The organism is Natronococcus pandeyae, from assembly GCF_008122205.1.
GTDB lineage: Archaea > Halobacteriota > Halobacteria > Halobacteriales > Natrialbaceae > Natronococcus > Natronococcus pandeyae.
Window position 1 is genome coordinate 1 of record NZ_PHNJ01000001.1, and the last position, 14,125, is coordinate 14,125.

The 14,125-nt window shown below is 65.0% G+C and carries 11 protein-coding genes and 2 pseudogenes; 2 read left to right on the top strand and 11 right to left on the bottom strand.

Annotated elements, in window-relative coordinates; genetic code table 11:
• Positions 1-344: pseudogene (locus tag CV102_RS00005) on the bottom strand (IS5/IS1182 family transposase); the annotation flags it as partial.
• 190 nt (positions 345-534) lie between these two features.
• Positions 535-2,547, bottom strand: a complete 2,013-nt coding sequence (locus CV102_RS00010) for an ATP-binding protein (protein WP_148855568.1) — start codon at positions 2,545-2,547, stop codon at positions 535-537.
• 279 nt (positions 2,548-2,826) lie between these two features.
• Here CV102_RS00010 and CV102_RS00015 point away from each other — a divergent pair, with 279 nt between their 5' ends.
• Complete coding sequence (locus tag CV102_RS00015; RefSeq protein WP_148855570.1) at positions 2,827-3,069, top strand: hypothetical protein; 243 nt, start codon at positions 2,827-2,829, stop codon at positions 3,067-3,069.
• 19 nt (positions 3,070-3,088) lie between these two features.
• On the opposite strand, the gene CV102_RS00020 is transcribed toward CV102_RS00015, so the two are convergent.
• The 5 genes from CV102_RS00020 to nadA form a co-directional block, all read right to left on the bottom strand.
• Entirely contained in the window at positions 3,089-4,564 is a 1,476-nt protein-coding gene (locus tag CV102_RS00020; RefSeq protein WP_148855571.1) for an aldehyde dehydrogenase family protein, read from the bottom strand.
• Positions 4,565-4,637: 73 nt separating this feature from the next.
• Positions 4,638-5,312: an RNA 2'-phosphotransferase gene (locus CV102_RS00025; RefSeq protein ID WP_148855572.1), complete on the bottom strand. Its 675-nt coding sequence runs from the start codon at positions 5,310-5,312 to the stop codon at positions 4,638-4,640.
• Between the two features lie 69 nt (positions 5,313-5,381).
• Complete coding sequence (nadC, locus tag CV102_RS00030) at positions 5,382-6,197, bottom strand: carboxylating nicotinate-nucleotide diphosphorylase (RefSeq protein WP_148855573.1); 816 nt, start codon at positions 6,195-6,197, stop codon at positions 5,382-5,384.
• Positions 6,198-6,203: 6 nt separating this feature from the next.
• Positions 6,204-7,730, bottom strand: coding sequence for an L-aspartate oxidase (locus tag CV102_RS00035; RefSeq protein WP_148855574.1), 1,527 nt, complete (start codon positions 7,728-7,730; stop codon positions 6,204-6,206).
• A 4-nt stretch (positions 7,731-7,734) separates the two neighbouring features.
• Positions 7,735-8,868, bottom strand: coding sequence for a quinolinate synthase NadA (nadA, locus tag CV102_RS00040; protein ID WP_148855575.1), 1,134 nt, complete (start codon positions 8,866-8,868; stop codon positions 7,735-7,737).
• Between the two features lie 192 nt (positions 8,869-9,060).
• On the opposite strand from nadA, the pseudogene CV102_RS26495 reads away from it, so the two are divergent.
• Positions 9,061-9,371 (top strand): annotated as a pseudogene (locus CV102_RS26495) (Gfo/Idh/MocA family oxidoreductase); the annotation flags it as partial.
• A 621-nt stretch (positions 9,372-9,992) separates the two neighbouring features.
• Here the strand turns inward: CV102_RS26495 and CV102_RS00050 are convergent.
• The 4 genes from CV102_RS00050 to CV102_RS00065 all read right to left on the bottom strand — a co-directional run bounded on the left by CV102_RS00050 (position 9,993) and on the right by CV102_RS00065 (position 14,015).
• Entirely contained in the window at positions 9,993-10,451 is a 459-nt protein-coding gene (locus CV102_RS00050) for a DUF2267 domain-containing protein (RefSeq protein WP_148856520.1), read from the bottom strand.
• 86 nt (positions 10,452-10,537) lie between these two features.
• Positions 10,538-11,521 carry an LLM class flavin-dependent oxidoreductase gene (locus CV102_RS00055; RefSeq protein ID WP_148855577.1) on the bottom strand — a complete coding sequence of 328 codons (984 nt, stop codon included), beginning with the start codon at positions 11,519-11,521 and terminating at the stop codon, positions 10,538-10,540.
• A gap of 61 nt (positions 11,522-11,582) precedes the next feature.
• On the bottom strand, positions 11,583-12,341 hold the full coding sequence (locus CV102_RS00060; RefSeq protein ID WP_148855579.1) for a GIDE domain-containing protein: 759 nt from the start codon (positions 12,339-12,341) through the stop codon (positions 11,583-11,585).
• A 93-nt stretch (positions 12,342-12,434) separates the two neighbouring features.
• Positions 12,435-14,015: an amidohydrolase gene (locus tag CV102_RS00065; RefSeq protein ID WP_148855580.1), complete on the bottom strand. Its 1,581-nt coding sequence runs from the start codon at positions 14,013-14,015 to the stop codon at positions 12,435-12,437.
• Positions 14,016-14,125 lie beyond the last annotated feature (110 nt).

The following is a 14,125-nucleotide window of genomic DNA, read 5'->3' on the forward strand; positions in this document are numbered from 1 at the left end:
ATCGCCTGAACGTCGCCGAGCTCGTGCAGTGTGACAGACAGCCGCAGCAACACCCGCCAGATCCGCATTTTGAGATCCTGTTTCCGCGTGCAGACGGTGGTGAAATTCGGTAGCTGATTCACAGAAAGCCCGAGTTTAGCGGCGATTCCGGGCATCTCGTACAAGATATCGAGTAACCGGCGGTAGGGCTGGTTCAGATACTCTCTGAGACAGTGAATCGAGACGATCACCCAGTCAGCGTAGCCACCGTCACCCTTCTCGACCGCCGGTGCTGGCTCGCCAGTGACAGCGTTCTGGGACAAATCGACACATCGGTCGGTAAACCGGGCGAGTTGAGACGCCATATGCGTCGCTTCCTCACTCAACTCCACATAATCCCGGTCGAGACGGCAACTGAGCGGCGTCTAAACATGGCCTGCGCTCTCTATTCAGCACGGCTACTGAAACCTGTCAGCGGCTAAGAGTTTCAACAGAGCCCCTTCGCCCACAGTCTCACTGCTCGACACGCAGCGCGTCGAGGGCGGCCGAGGACGGCTACGACTCGTCTACCGCTGGAAGCGTAAACGAAAACGTCGCCCCCTCGCCGGGTCCGGAATCAATCCAGATGCGTCCTCCGTGGCGCTCGACGATGCGCTGACAGAGCGCCAAACCGATCCCGGTTCCGGAGTCCTCCTCGCGACTCTGGAGTCGCTGAAACACCTCGAAGACGCGCTCCTGGTCGTCGGGGTCGATGCCGATACCGTCATCGTGAACCGAGACCGTCCACGTTCTCCGGTTGCGGTCGGCTTCAACGTGAATCTGCGGTGGTTCGTCTCCGCTGTACGTGATCGCATTGTCGAGAAGATTCTGGAGGACCTGTCGCAACTGGCTGTCGTCGCCCTCCACGCGGGGAAGATCCTCGGTCGTGATTTCGGCGTTGCTCTCCTCGACCCGCATCTGCAGGTCCTCCTGTACCTCCTCGAAGAGACGATCCAGATCGACCGGCTCGAGCGGGTCTCCTTGCGTATCCACTCGCGAGTACTCGAGGAGGCCGTCGATCATCTCGCGCATTCGATCGGCTCCGTCGACGGCGAACTCGAGGAACTCTTCGGCCTCGTCGTCGAATTCGTCGCCGTACCGACCGTCGAGAAGTCGAAGATAGCTCGAGACCATTCGAAGCGGCTCCTGGAGGTCGTGGCTTGCCGCGTACGCGAACTGTTCGAGGCGCTCGTTGGACTCCTCGAGCTGGCGCTTGCGTTCCTTGAGTTCGGATTCCAGGCGCTTGCGGTCGGTGATATCGGAGATGATTCCCTCGACGCCGATGACGTCCTCTTCGTTGTCGACGACGCTGCGACCGTAATCTCTGACCCACCGCACGTCACCGTCAGCGGTTTTGATACGGTAGGTTTCGGAGAACGGTTCTCCTTTCGCCGCCTGCTGGTGGACCGTCTCCCACAGCTTTTTGCGATCCTCCTGAATCATGACGTCCTTTCCCCACCCGATATCGCCGCTCTCGAGCGTTTGAGGGTCGTAACCGGTCAGTTCCTTGCACGCCTCACTGACAAACTCCATGGGCCAGCCGCGCTCGTTCTTACAGCGGTAGACCATTCCGGGGACGTTGGCCATCAACGTCGAGAAGCGTCGCTCGCGCATCTCGAGCTTTCGTTCGCGCTCCTTGCGCTCGGTGACGTCGCGATCCGATACGATTATCGACACGATATCACCGTCGTCGTCCCTGACGGGTCTGAAATAGCCGTTGAGTGTGTATCGATCCCCGTTCGGTCGAGTGAGATCCGTCTCGAAATCGACGTACTCGCCCGCTGCTGCTCGCTTCGTCCACTCTTTCACGTCGGACTGAACCTCGTCTCCCTCCCCCCACCACGGCGTCTCCCAGAACAACTCGCCGGTGACGTCGCTGAGGTCGGCGTCGACGTACTCCATTGCCTTCTGGTTGATATTCACCACCGTTCCGTCCGGATCGAGCAGTCCGACGAGGATGTTCGGATCTTCGAAAATCGCCCTGAATCGCCGCTCAGTCTGCGTGTTTTCGATCGCTGACGCGAGAACGTTAGCGACGCTTTGGACGAAGTTGGCGTCGTGTTCCGTAAACTCCCGCTTTTCGGTTGTATGCGTTCCCAGGACGCCCCATGGCTCTTCGACCGAGCCGATGATGACGCTGATTCCGCTGACGACGTCGTGACTGGTGAGTAGTTCCGGACCGGAAAACCGTTCCTCGGTCCGGAGATCATCGACGACGATCGGTTCCTCGGAGAGCAGCGTGTATCCTGCCTGCGAGTCCGAGTCAGTTGACACCGTCGCGTTCCCGACGAGGCCATCGCGCCAACCGACACCCTGTCGAAGGAAGACTTCGTCGCCCCCGGGGAGCAACTCGAGTACCTTGGCGTACTCGTTGTCGAGTGTTTCAGCGACCGCGACAGCGGCATCGTGCATCAACTGGTCGATATCGTCTGTTTCGAGCGCCTGCTGTCCGAGTTCGGCGACGATCTCCTGCTGACGGATGCGGGTATGAACCACCGAGTCCACATCCGAACGAGGAGAGTCATTCATTCGGATCAAATACTGTCGGAAGCTGCATAAGAGCTCGCGTTACCGCTGCAAACGACTCGTGAGCGACACCGATCGAACGACTGGGCTCGTCGATTTTGTCTATATCTAATAACCATGGCCTCTACTCCCACATCTATTCCAGATAGTTCGAGTAATTTTCTCGGAACGGACTGGAGTCAAGCCACGCACTCGATCTCTCGGCGTTTCGGCCGAGCCGTCCCGCTCTGCCGGAGGGTGCAGGTACAATCGTTTCACGCCTTCGTCTCCTCCGAGAAACCAATGGAGGGATCCGAGAGCGAGCGATCGAGAATCGCTAACAATAGACTCGCGGTCGCCGTCGTCGTCGGATCGCTCTGTTTCGTCGTCGGGGCCTGGTTACTGATACAGACGGGGCTACTGGACGACCTCATCCCCGCGCAGGGCCCCGCGGCCGACGCGGTGCCGCTGTATCTGCTGGTCGGGCTCGTTCTCGTCGGACTCGTCGTCTGGAGCTGGCAGCGGTTCCTCTCGCTTTTCGAGTGAGGACGAGAACGCCACTCCGTCAGAACGGGTACTCTCGCGGCTCGTGCTGGACCGAGATCCACTTCGTCGTCGTCAGTTCGTCGAGGATCGACTCGCCGTTGTACCGGCCCAGACCGGACTGTTTCATCCCGCCGAAGGGGACGTGGGGCTCGTCGTTGATCGGCTGGTCGTTGATGTGGATCATGCCCGTCTCGATCCCGTCGGCGATCGTCCGGGCCTGCTCTCTATCCTCGCTGTGGACCGATCCCGACAGCCCGTGGATCGTGTCGTTTGCCAGCTCGATCGCCTCCTCGTTGCTCGAGTACGGAACGACGGGCGCGATCGGGCCGAAGTGCTCGTTGCAGGCAGCGGCCATGTCGTTGTCAGCGTCGGAGATGACCGTCGGCTCGACGACGAGGCCGTCGGCCTCGCCACCGGTTTCGAGCGTCGCGCCCGCGTCGAGCGTCTCCTCGACGAACTCGAGCATCGTGTCGCGCTGGGTCTCGTCGATGACTGGGCCGATCACCGTGTCGCCGTCGGTCGGATCGCCGGCCGGCAGATTCGCCGCGCGGTCGGTCAGCATCCCGACGTAGTCGTCGTACAGCGACTCGTGGACGAGGTGGCGGTTGATCGAGATGCAAGCCTGGCCCTGGTGGAGGAACGAGCCGAAGATGCCGCCGTCGACGGCGCGCTCGAGGTCGGCGTTCTCGGTGACGACGTGGACGTTGTTGCCGCCGAGTTCGAGCGCCGGCAGCGCGCAGTTCCCGGCGGCCTGCTTGGCGACCCGCTGGCCGATCTCTGTCGAGCCGGTAAAGGCGAGCACGCGGGGAACCTCGTGGTCGGCCATCGCGTCACCGATCTCGGAGCCCCGGCCGGGGACGACGCTGAGCAGTCCCTCTGGAACGCCGGCCTCCTCGAAGATGCGCGCGAGCAGCAAGCCGCCGGTGATCGGCGTGTTCGAGGCGGGCTTGAGCACGACGCCGTTGCCGGCCGCGAGCGCGGGCGCGACGGCCCGCATCGACAGGTGGAGCGGAAAGTTCCACGGCGAGATGACGCCGACGACGCCCGCGGGCTGGCGCTCGACGACGTTCTCCTTACCGGGAACGATCGACTCCGCGTGCTCGCCCTTCATCCGGAAGGGGTAGCTCGCGGCCTCCTGCATCATTCCGCGGGCGGTCTGGATCTCGGCCTCGCTCTTGACCGCCGTGCTGCCGGACTCGACGGCGAGCAACTCCACGATCTCCTCGCGGTGCTCGCGGACGAACTCGAGGGCGGCCGTGACGAGACCGGCCCGTCGCTGCGGCGGCTGCTGGGACCACGACTCCTGGGCCTCGCGGGCCGCCTCGTACGCCTCGTCGACGTCGTCGGGCGTCCCGGCGGGGACGCTCGCGATCTCCTCGCGGGTGTAGGGGTTCTCCACCGAGATCGACTCCCGATCGCCGGGACCGGTCCACTCGCCGCCGAGATACAGTGCGCTCCAGCCCGAGTCGGGCATCAGGGGAAGCTCGTCCGTCATACGCGGTGCTAGTTCGGTACCGCGAATAAACGACAGACGCGCACTTGCAACGCTCTCAGTCGCCGTTCGACCGTCACTCCGGCTTCGCCTCGAGGATGTACTCGGGCGGTACGCGATCGGTCGTGTACGTCTCGGTCCCCCGCTTCGCGATCCGGTTGCCGTCCGCGAGCATTCCGGCGGCGTCGATGATGAGGATGACCGGATCACCCGTGTGTCGGTTCGCGACGCGGCGCGCCTCCTCGCGGCTCTCCGAGAGGTGGACGTGCTGGCGGGACATCGGCTGCAAGCCCTCCCCGAGGATCGAGGCCACGTTCTCCGGTGCGGTTCCGTGGTACAGTTCGTCCGGAACCGGCGACTCCGTCGGCTCGAGCGAGATGTCGACGGAGTGGCCGTACGCGGCCCGGACGAGGTCGGTGTCCGTCCTGTTTCCGGCCGCGTCTCCGCGTGTCCGTTCGAACCGCCCCTTCGGATCGGTTGCGATTACCGCCGCAACGTGCTCGCCGGTCGCCCACTCGTACTTTCGCCCGACTGCGTCGACGAGCGCGTCGTACTCCGTCCAGCCCCGGTCGTCGAGTTCGAGGCCGGCGTCGTCGGGAAAGTGCCGGAGTGCGCCGCTCGTGAACTTCGAGAGCCGACGCCGCCGGTCACCCGAGAGGAGCACCGTTCCGCGTGCGCCACAGATCGGGCACGCCTCGCTGTCGGTCGCGAATACGCCGTGGTCCTCACAGGTACAAATTGGCTCCGTCACGGTGGCTAGTGATCGCTCGAGGGAAAAAAGCTCGAACGCTGACTGCGCAGCCCTCGAGGGGGACGGCTGTTAGCGGCCGGTCCGGAACGACAGATCGAGGGAGGGCGCCGAGTGCGTCAGCGATCCCATCGAGATTACGTCGACGCCCGTCGCGGCGTAGTCGCCGACGGTCTCGAGCGTGATCCCGCCACTGGCCTCCGCCAGCACGCCCTCGTAGTCGGCGAGCAGGTCGACAGCCTCACTGGTCTTCTCAGGGCTCATATTGTCCAGCAGGACGATATCCGCACCGGCCTCGGCGGCCCGCGGCGCGTCCTCGATAGCTTCGACCTCCACGTCGAGTTTCGTCGCGAACGACGTCTTCGCTTGGAAGTGGTCGATCGCGCCCTCGAGTCCCATCTCGGCGATGTGGTTGTCCTTCACCATCACCATATGCGAGAGGTCGAGTCGGTGGGTGTCGCCCCCGCCCGCGACGACGGCGCGCTTCTCGAGACCGCGCAGTCCGGGCGTGGTCTTGCGAGTCGCTGCGATGCGGACGTCGTCTGACTCGGCTCTGGCCGCCCTCACCGCTCGTCGCGTGCGCGTCGCGATCCCCGACGCGTGGCCGACCAGATTCACGGCGACGCGTTCGCCCCGGAGCACCTCGCGTGCGGCCCCCTCGACGTGGAGCACCTCGTCACCCGGGTCGACGGCGGTCCCCTCCTCGAGCGTCTCGCGAACCTCGAGCCCGAGGTACTCGAAGACGGCGGTCGAGGCCTCGAGCCCGGCGACGACGCCGTTTTCCTTCGCGACGAGGCGGCCGACCGTCTCGCCGGGAACCTGATTCGTGACGTCGTGGTGGCCGACGTCCTCCTGCAGCCAGCGTTCGACCGCTGTGTTCGTGATCATGATGGCTCAGTCGTCCACCGCAGGTTCGATCGTCGTCGACTCGTCCGTCACGAGGTGGTGACAGCCCCGCGATTCGGCGTTCTCGCTCGCCGCCCGCGCGATCAACAGCGCGGTGACGCAGGCGTTCCGAAGCTCGTAGAGGTCTCGAGCCGTCCGCGTTCGAACGTAGGCGTCGACTTCGCCCTTGAGCCGTCGGAGGACGGCGTTCGCGCGGGCGATTTCCTCGGGATCGCGCTCGAGTCCCAGATACTCGTCCATCGTCCGCTTCAGGCGAATCGACTTCTCGGAGGCGAAGCGCTCGGGGAGGTCGGGGTCGCTGTTGCGGAGTTCGGGTGCCTCGACGGGCTCCGGTTCTGTTCCTGTGGCATCCTCTCCTGCTCGCAGCCCCCAGACCAGCCCCTCGAGCAGGCTCGTACTCGCCAACCGATTCGCGCCGTGGACGCCGGTTCGAGCGCACTCACCGACGGCGTAGAGCCGATCGAGCGACGCTTGCCCGCGGTCGTCCACGTCGATCCCGCCACACAGGAAGTGCTCGCAGGGGGCGACCGGGATCTCGTCGCCCTCGATCCCGCGGTCGCTGCACTTCTCGGCGATGTTCGGGAACTCCGATTCGAACTCGAGGGGGCTGACGTCCAAGACGACCTCGCCCGTCTCCTCGCGTTCGGTTTCGACGGCGCGAGCGACGACGTCTCGCGGCGCGAGGTCACCTTGGGGATGGTAGTCGTCCATGAACTGCTCGCCGGTTCCGTTCCGAAGGACTGCACCCTCGCCTCGAAGGGCCTCCGAGAGCAGGAACGGAGTCTCGCCATCGTAAGCGGTTGGATGGAACTGGACGTACTCGAGGTCCTCGACGTCGGCTCCCGCGAGGGCGGCCATCGCGATACCGTCGCCGGTCGCATCGGCGGGGTTCGTAGAGCGGGTGTAGAGCGCCCCGATACCGCCGGTCGCGAGGATCGTCGTGCCGGCGAAGATGGGACGGCCCGTCGACATTTCGTCACTGAGGACCCCGTGAACCCGGCCCTCGTGCGTGATCAGGTCGAGTGCGGCGGTGTCCTGACGGACCTCGATGCGGTCGTGGTCGTCGACGTAGTTCAGGAACGGCCGCAGGATGTGGGTTCCCGTCGCCGCGTCGACGTGGAGGATTCGATAGTCGGAGTGAGCGGCCTCGCGCGTGTAATCGAATTTCCCGTCGTCCGTCTCGTCGAACTCGATATCTAAGGTCTCGAGGAGCACGTCCTCGACGGCGTCGTCGGCGTTCTCGACGAGGACGTCGACGGCGTCGGGATCGGCGGTGCCGTCGCTGGCTGCGATAATGTCCTCCTTGAGACTCTCAGGATCACCTCGGGTCGTCGAGATGCCTCCTTGTGCCCAGTCGGTGCTCGCGCCGTCGGGGCGTTCGGCCTTGGTCAGCAGCAGGACGTCCGCTCCTTCTCGAGCAGCCCCTAAGGCGGCCGCACAGCCCGCGATACCGCTGCCGACGACGAGTACGTCCACGGTTTCGTGGTCGTGATCCGGTTGTGATGGCTCCGTCATGGCGTTAGATTTCGAGCATTCGATCGAGTGCGACCGCCGCGAGTTCCTTCTCCTCGGGGGCGACCTCGATGACGTTTCGTTCGCGACCCTCGACGAGTTCCTCTAGCACCCACGTCAGGTAGTTGGGGTCGATCTGGCGCATGGCGTTGCAGTCCATGCAGGCATCGCCACACAGCGGGAGGACGTTCACCCCGGGGTGCCAGCGCTGGAGGTGCTCGGTGAGGTGGATTTCGGTACCGATCGCCCACGTCTCGCCGGGGTCGGCGTTCTCGATCGTCTCGCAGATGGTTGCCGTCGAACCCGCTTTATCCGCAGCCTCGACGACCTCGCGGCGACACTCGGGGTGGACGATGACCTTTGCATCGTCGTGTTCGGCGCGAACGCTCTCGATGTGATCCACGCGGAACCGTTCGTGGACCTGACAGTAGCCGTCCCAGAGGATGATGTCGCTCTCGGCGACCTCGTCGGCGTCTTTCCCCTCGGGATCCCACGGATCCCACTCCGCAATCTGATCTTCCATATCCAGTCGGTGGGCCGTGTTCTCCCCGAGGTGCTTGTCGGGCAGAAAGAGGACCTTGTCGCCCCGATCGAAGGCGTACTCGAAGGCCCTGTGGGCGTTCGAGGAGGTACAGACGAGTCCACCCTGACTCGCACAGAAGGCCTTCAGGTCCGCGTAGGAGTTCATGTAGGTGATCGGAATGATGTTCGCGTCGGGAGCGGCCGCGGTGATCTCTGCCCACGCGCTGTCGACCTGCAGGGCCTCGGCCATCCCGGCCATCGGACACGAGGCCTCCATACTCGGGAGGATCACTGACTGATCGTCGTCGGTGATGATGTCCGCGCTCTCGGCCATGAACGTGACGCCGCCGAAGATCACGTACTCGGCGTCCGCCTCGGCGGCCTCCTTCGAAAGCTGGTAGGAGTCCCCGATGAAGTCGGCGTGTTCGACGATCTCTCGTCGCTGGTAGTTGTGGCCGAGGATCACGACGTCGTCGCCGAGGGCCTCGAGCGCGGCCTCGATTCGCTCCGTTCGCTCTGCTTCTTCGAGCGTGCGGTATTCGGATGGGAGCTGTTCAAGATTATCGTACTTGAACAGGCTGAGATCGGTTTCGAACTCTGTGGTTTGCATCTTCGCCATTCGATTCACCAGTGGTTGATTGCATACCATAGAGTCCTATCGAATAACTTTTTCCTTCGATAGCTGCGGCTGAGGACGAACTACCTGCTGATACAACGGGGGAAAACGGAACGGTGATTGCTCGGCAACGCCGGCAGATTGCACCACCGAGGGTTCAGCGACCGGAAGTAGGCCCTTTTTTCGAACGTACCCTCGTGTATGTCGAGCTTCCACACCTACGCCAGCAGCCGGCTCGAGTTGATCGGTACTGAGGGGATGGTCTCGATCGCGTCGCCGTTCGGCGGCGTGGTTCCGCACGACATGGTCATCGAGAACGGTGACCTCCGGATGGAGTACACCGGACCGCCGGTCGACGAGGTGCGCGAGGAGTTCGACTACTTCAGCTACTGCGTGCTCACGGACACGACGCCCGAACCCGACGGCGAGGACGGGCTCACCGATCTGCGCCTCATCGAGGCGGCTACGAGTCCGCAGCGGAAGGCTTCCGAATCGCTGTCGAGTAGGGGCGAGATTCGGGAGTCGGCAGGACGGCTGGCGGGGAGGTCCCGCTCGTACTGTCGGACAGAACTATTCGAAGATCGGTCGCTCGAACTCGGTCGTCACCGCTGGTAACAGTAGCTCGTAGGACGGTTTCATTATCCAGAATATTGCGTGAAAATCCCGTCACGGACACGGGAACGACGTCTCACTTCGGTCCGGCCCCCCCTCCTGCGGTGGCGCGCGCTGTCGACCGGCCGAACGCCAGTGAGGACGGTCGACGACAGTGTGCGAGGGGCGAACGAGCGGAGCGCGGCGCGTAGCGCCGCGGACAGGCGAACGGCCAGCGGCCGTGAGCCCGGCAGCGAGTGAGTCGGCTGGGGAGGGTGTGGCTATCCCGTGTGTTCGTGCGAGCAGGACCTGTTCCCGGAGTGAGTACCGCGAAAGCCCCTGGCCCCTTTCAGTCCCACCCGACGGCGGTTGATCGGCACGACAGTCTCGATGGCGGTTGTTCAGTGCGCATCTGTCGGTACCGAATCGACCAATTCAGATTCACGGCCCAGACTGAATAACGAAACCGTATTACCAACTACTGGTAACGGCAGGAATTTCGCGACCAACTTCTCACTGACGTCCGTCCGGCAGTATCACTCGCGGGCCTCCCAGGGCTGGGTTTCGGCGTCGACAAGTTCGAACAGTTCCTCGAACTCGTCGGGCAACTGCTGTTCGACGTTCGCGAGTTCGCCGCCGGGAACCGTCTCGCTCAACAGCGCGAGGACGGCTTTGGTCCGAAACACCGCGTCGGCCTGGTCGACGCTGGCGGGACGAGGATACGCGGTCTCGAGGTCGAGATCCTCGTAGTTCAGCCGCTCGTGGACCCGGTCGACGAACTCGTCGAAATCGTACGCCTGGCCGTGGTCGACCTGTAACAGGAAGCGATCGACCTCCAGCGGGAGCGGGCTCGCGACGTCGGTCGCGCCACCCTCGTCGACGCGCTCGCCGAGCGTCTCGAGGACCGCACGCGTCGTTCTGACGGCCTCGGCCCGCGTCCCGGCCTCGATGCGGTGCTGTACCTCTCCGATGAAATCGGCGTAGTCGGTTTTCATGATCGATCGCTCCGTCCGTTCGAACGTGACGATGCCCGAACGCAAAGCCGTCCCACCGGGCGTTGCAACCCACTTTTTGAACCCGACTACGCGGTCCGACCCGGTGCGAGCGACTCGACCGTCAGTTCCGCGATCTCGTCCGGGGCCGGGTCGGGAACGACGACGATCGGATGATCGATCCCGGTCTCGGCGACGAGTTCCTCGAGTTGCTCGCGCACGTCCTCGGGCGTGCCCGCAACGCCCAGGTCGGCAACCATCTCGTCGGTGACGGCGTTTGCCGCCGCCGTCCGATCGCCGTCTCGCCACGTCCCGGCGATCCGGTCGGCTTCGTCGGGGAAGCGTATCCCGGCCGCCCGGCGGTAGCCCTCGCCGCTGCCGACGTAGTAGGCGACGTGGCGACGAAGGACGTCGCGTGCCTCCTCGGGGTCTTCACTGACGGCCGACGGGACGTACGGGGCGACGGTGATCTCGCTCGGATCGCGCTCTCGCTCTCGTGCCGCCGCGGCGACGTCCTCGAAGGCCTCCTCGAGCCGGGAAAACGGAATGTTGTGGGGGATCCAGCCGTCGCAGAGCCGTCCGACGACGCGGCGGTTCGCCCGTCCGAGCCCCGCGTTGTAGATCGGCGTCGGTGCGTCGAGCGACGGGAAGTCGGCCACCTCGAGCAGTTCGCCGTCGTAGTCGACGCGTCCCTCGCCGTCGGTGAACGCGCGGACGATCTCGATCGTCTCGTGGGCGCGTCGCACCGGTCGGTCGAACGCCATTCCGTGGAGATCTTCGATCGCTTTCGGCGTGCTCGTTCCGAGACCGAGCGTGAACCGTCCGTCCGAAACGCGCTGGAGCGAGGCCGCCGTCGACGCGAGCACGGCTGGCGAGCGCGAGTAGACGTTCAGGATCGCCGTTCCGATACCGATCTCGTCCGTTCTGGTGGCGATCTCGGTCGCCTGGACGACGCCGCTCTCGCCCCAAAGTTCGCCGAGCCAGATCGCGTCGTAGCCCAGCTCCTCCGCACGGACGGCGACGTCCGTCTGGTCGTTATCGCCGAACGCGGTCGTGATGAGTCCAACGTTCATGATTCTCCATCAACCGGGTGGGACAAAAACCTCGGTCCCCTTCACGAGTTGCTTCGAGCGGTCACACCAGCGCCGCAGCGGTCAGCCACCCGCCGACGAGAACCAGAGCGACGCCGCCGAGCAGCCACGGGAGCGCCGATCTGGTTAGCAACCAGGTGGTCCCCTCCTGGCAGGAGTCGGACACGACGAACGCCGGCGTCGCGTCGCCGTTCGTGATCACTGCGCTCACGTCCCGCATCGTCTCTCGAGCGTCGACGTCGTACCGGGACTGCCCGAGCACGTAGGCGTCCCCGCCGGGCTCGAGCCGGCGCTCGTGGTATTTCCGATCGTTTCCGGTGGCGAGTTCGACGACGCCGAGGTCGAACGAGGTGTTCTGCGAGTCGAGGTCCGACTCGGTCTCGAGAAACTCCCTGACCCGCTCCGGTTCGGGCTCGCCGCCGTCGATCTCGATTGAGGCGTCCGTCGAGAGCGCCAGGGTCGCTCCGGCGGGTTCGACTCGGACGCTCGCCGTCTCGTCCTCGAGTCTGAACGGAACGCTGCCCGATCCTTCGTCGACGGTGTTCCACGACGAGTTCTTCCCGCTGGACTGGAACTCTTCGATCTCGTACTCGTAGGCGAGACACGTCGTCCCGGTCAGCGGCGCCGTAACCGTCCCGTCGACCGCGCTGGCGGTCCCCTCGAGTTCGACCGGGCCCTCGGCTCGTTCGATCGCGACCACGTCGTCGGTTTCGCCGCGGTAGACGTGGTAGGCCGGCCGGAGCTTCCAGCAGCCAACCGCGAGCGCCGCGAGGCCGAGGAGCACGAGACCCAGTCCAATCATCGGTTGGATATCGTGACAGTGGTGGATAGTGATATCGATTCCCGCGAGGCGAGCGCCGGCGATCGCGTCCCGTCGACGGATTCTCGAGCGCCGTTACGACTCCCGTCCGTCGAAGACGACCTCGCCGTCGACCATCGTCATCGCCACGTCGATCTCGTCAATTCGATCCGACTGTTCCCACGGCGACTCCTCGAGCACCACCAGATCGGCCCGCTTGCCGACCTCGAGGGTCCCCAGCCGATCCTCGTCGAAGCCGGCGTAGGCTGCTCCGTGCGTGTAGGCGCGGAGGGCCTCGGTGACGGACAGCCGCTGGGCCTCGGTCGGCGCGTTGACCGCGTAGTGGATCCCCAGCAGTGGATCGAGCGGCATGCAGTCCGAGCCGAACGCGAGGGGGATATCGTGCTCGAGCACCCGCCGGAACCGGTTCGTCCGTTTCCGACGCTCGACGCCGAGTCGCTGGTCGTAGAGCCCGCCCTCGCCGGCCCACTGGTGGAAGTTCGGCTGCATCGAGGCGACGATGCCGGCGTCGGCCATCCGCTCGAGCTGGTCGTCGGTCGCGAGTTCGACGTGTTCGATCCGGTGGCGCTTGCCGGCCGGGTCGTCGGTGGCCTCGAGGGCCGACAGCGTCTCCTCGATCGCCTCGTCGCCGATGGCGTGGGCGGTGACCTGGAACCCTGCGCCATCGGCTTGCTCGACGATCTCCTCGAGTTCGTCGGGGGTAATGACCCACTCGCCGTTGTCTTCTGGGTCCGGAGCCGACACCTCGTCGTCGCGCTCGTAGGGTTCGAACAGCTTCGCCGTCCGCGCACCGATGCTGCCGTCGGTGTAGGTCTTGATCGCGCCCGTTCGAACGCGATCGCTGCCGGCGTTCGTCGTGAGTCCGACCTCGATCACGCTGTCGGCGTGGTCGGTCCAGTAGTTGATCCGCACCCGGATCGGCAGCTCGCCCGCCGCCTCGAGGTCGCGGTAGACCTGCGGCGAGCGGGAGTGACGGACCATATCGTGGACGCCCGTCACGCCCTTGGCGGCGGCGTGCTCGAGGCCGGCAGTGACGAGTTCCCAGGTCTCGTCGTAGCCCGGCGCGATCCGGGAGCGGACGATCTCCGCCGCGTCCTCGACGACCACGCCGGTCGGCTCGCCGGCGGGCGATCGGCGCACGTCCCCCTCGGGGAGGTCGTCGGCGAGGCGCTCGAGCGCGACTGAGTTCAGCGACGCGGCGTGCATGTCGATCCGCAGGGCGACGACGGGGCGCTCCTCGCTCACCCGGTCGAGGTGGTCGCGCGTGAGGTAGGCGCGATCGTCGCCCTCCCACTCGCTCTCGTCGTAGCCGAATCCCTGGACCCACTCCGACTCCGTCGCGTCGGCCCTCGCCGAGAGACGCTCGATACACTCCGCGGAGCCGGACGCGCCGGAGAGATCCGCGTGGACGAGGTACCGGCCCAGGTTCTCGACGTGCGTGTGGGCGTCGACGAACCCGGGCAGAACGACCCGACCGTCGCAGTCGATCACGTCGGTCTCGACGCCCTCGAGGAACTCGATCTCGTAGGCTTTCCCAACCCGGACGAGCTCGCCGTCGCGGACGGCGAGCGCTTCCTCGGGTTCCGGTTCGTCGTTCTCCTCGGCGAGCGAGTAAACCCGCGCGTTCGTCAACACCAGATCGGCGGCCTCGGTCATAGGTGAGACCCCACGCGCGAGGAGCAAAATCGTAGCGGTCGTCGATTTGCCGTCTCGGGACGCACCGTTCCTATCAGATCAGGAAACTATCAGCGCGCCGCGATCGAAGC

Excerpts from the sequence above, each read along its gene's own strand:
- nadA (WP_148855575.1), bottom strand. The coding sequence starts at position 8,868 with ATGGCGAAGATGCAAACCACAGAGTTCGAAACCGATCTCAGCCTGTTC.
- CV102_RS00035 (WP_148855574.1), bottom strand. The coding sequence starts at position 7,730 with ATGACGGAGCCATCACAACCGGATCACGACCACGAAACCGTGGACGTA.
- CV102_RS00020 (WP_148855571.1), bottom strand. The coding sequence starts at position 4,564 with ATGACGGACGAGCTTCCCCTGATGCCCGACTCGGGCTGGAGCGCACTG.
- CV102_RS00065 (WP_148855580.1), bottom strand. The coding sequence starts at position 14,015 with ATGACCGAGGCCGCCGATCTGGTGTTGACGAACGCGCGGGTTTACTCG.
- CV102_RS00015 (WP_148855570.1), top strand. The coding sequence starts at position 2,827 with ATGGAGGGATCCGAGAGCGAGCGATCGAGAATCGCTAACAATAGACTC.
- CV102_RS00010 (WP_148855568.1), bottom strand. The coding sequence starts at position 2,547 with ATGAATGACTCTCCTCGTTCGGATGTGGACTCGGTGGTTCATACCCGC.
- CV102_RS00060 (WP_148855579.1), bottom strand. The coding sequence starts at position 12,341 with ATGATTGGACTGGGTCTCGTGCTCCTCGGCCTCGCGGCGCTCGCGGTT.
- nadC (WP_148855573.1), bottom strand. The coding sequence starts at position 6,197 with ATGATCACGAACACAGCGGTCGAACGCTGGCTGCAGGAGGACGTCGGC.
- CV102_RS00050 (WP_148856520.1), bottom strand. The coding sequence starts at position 10,451 with ATGAAAACCGACTACGCCGATTTCATCGGAGAGGTACAGCACCGCATC.
- CV102_RS00055 (WP_148855577.1), bottom strand. The coding sequence starts at position 11,521 with ATGAACGTTGGACTCATCACGACCGCGTTCGGCGATAACGACCAGACG.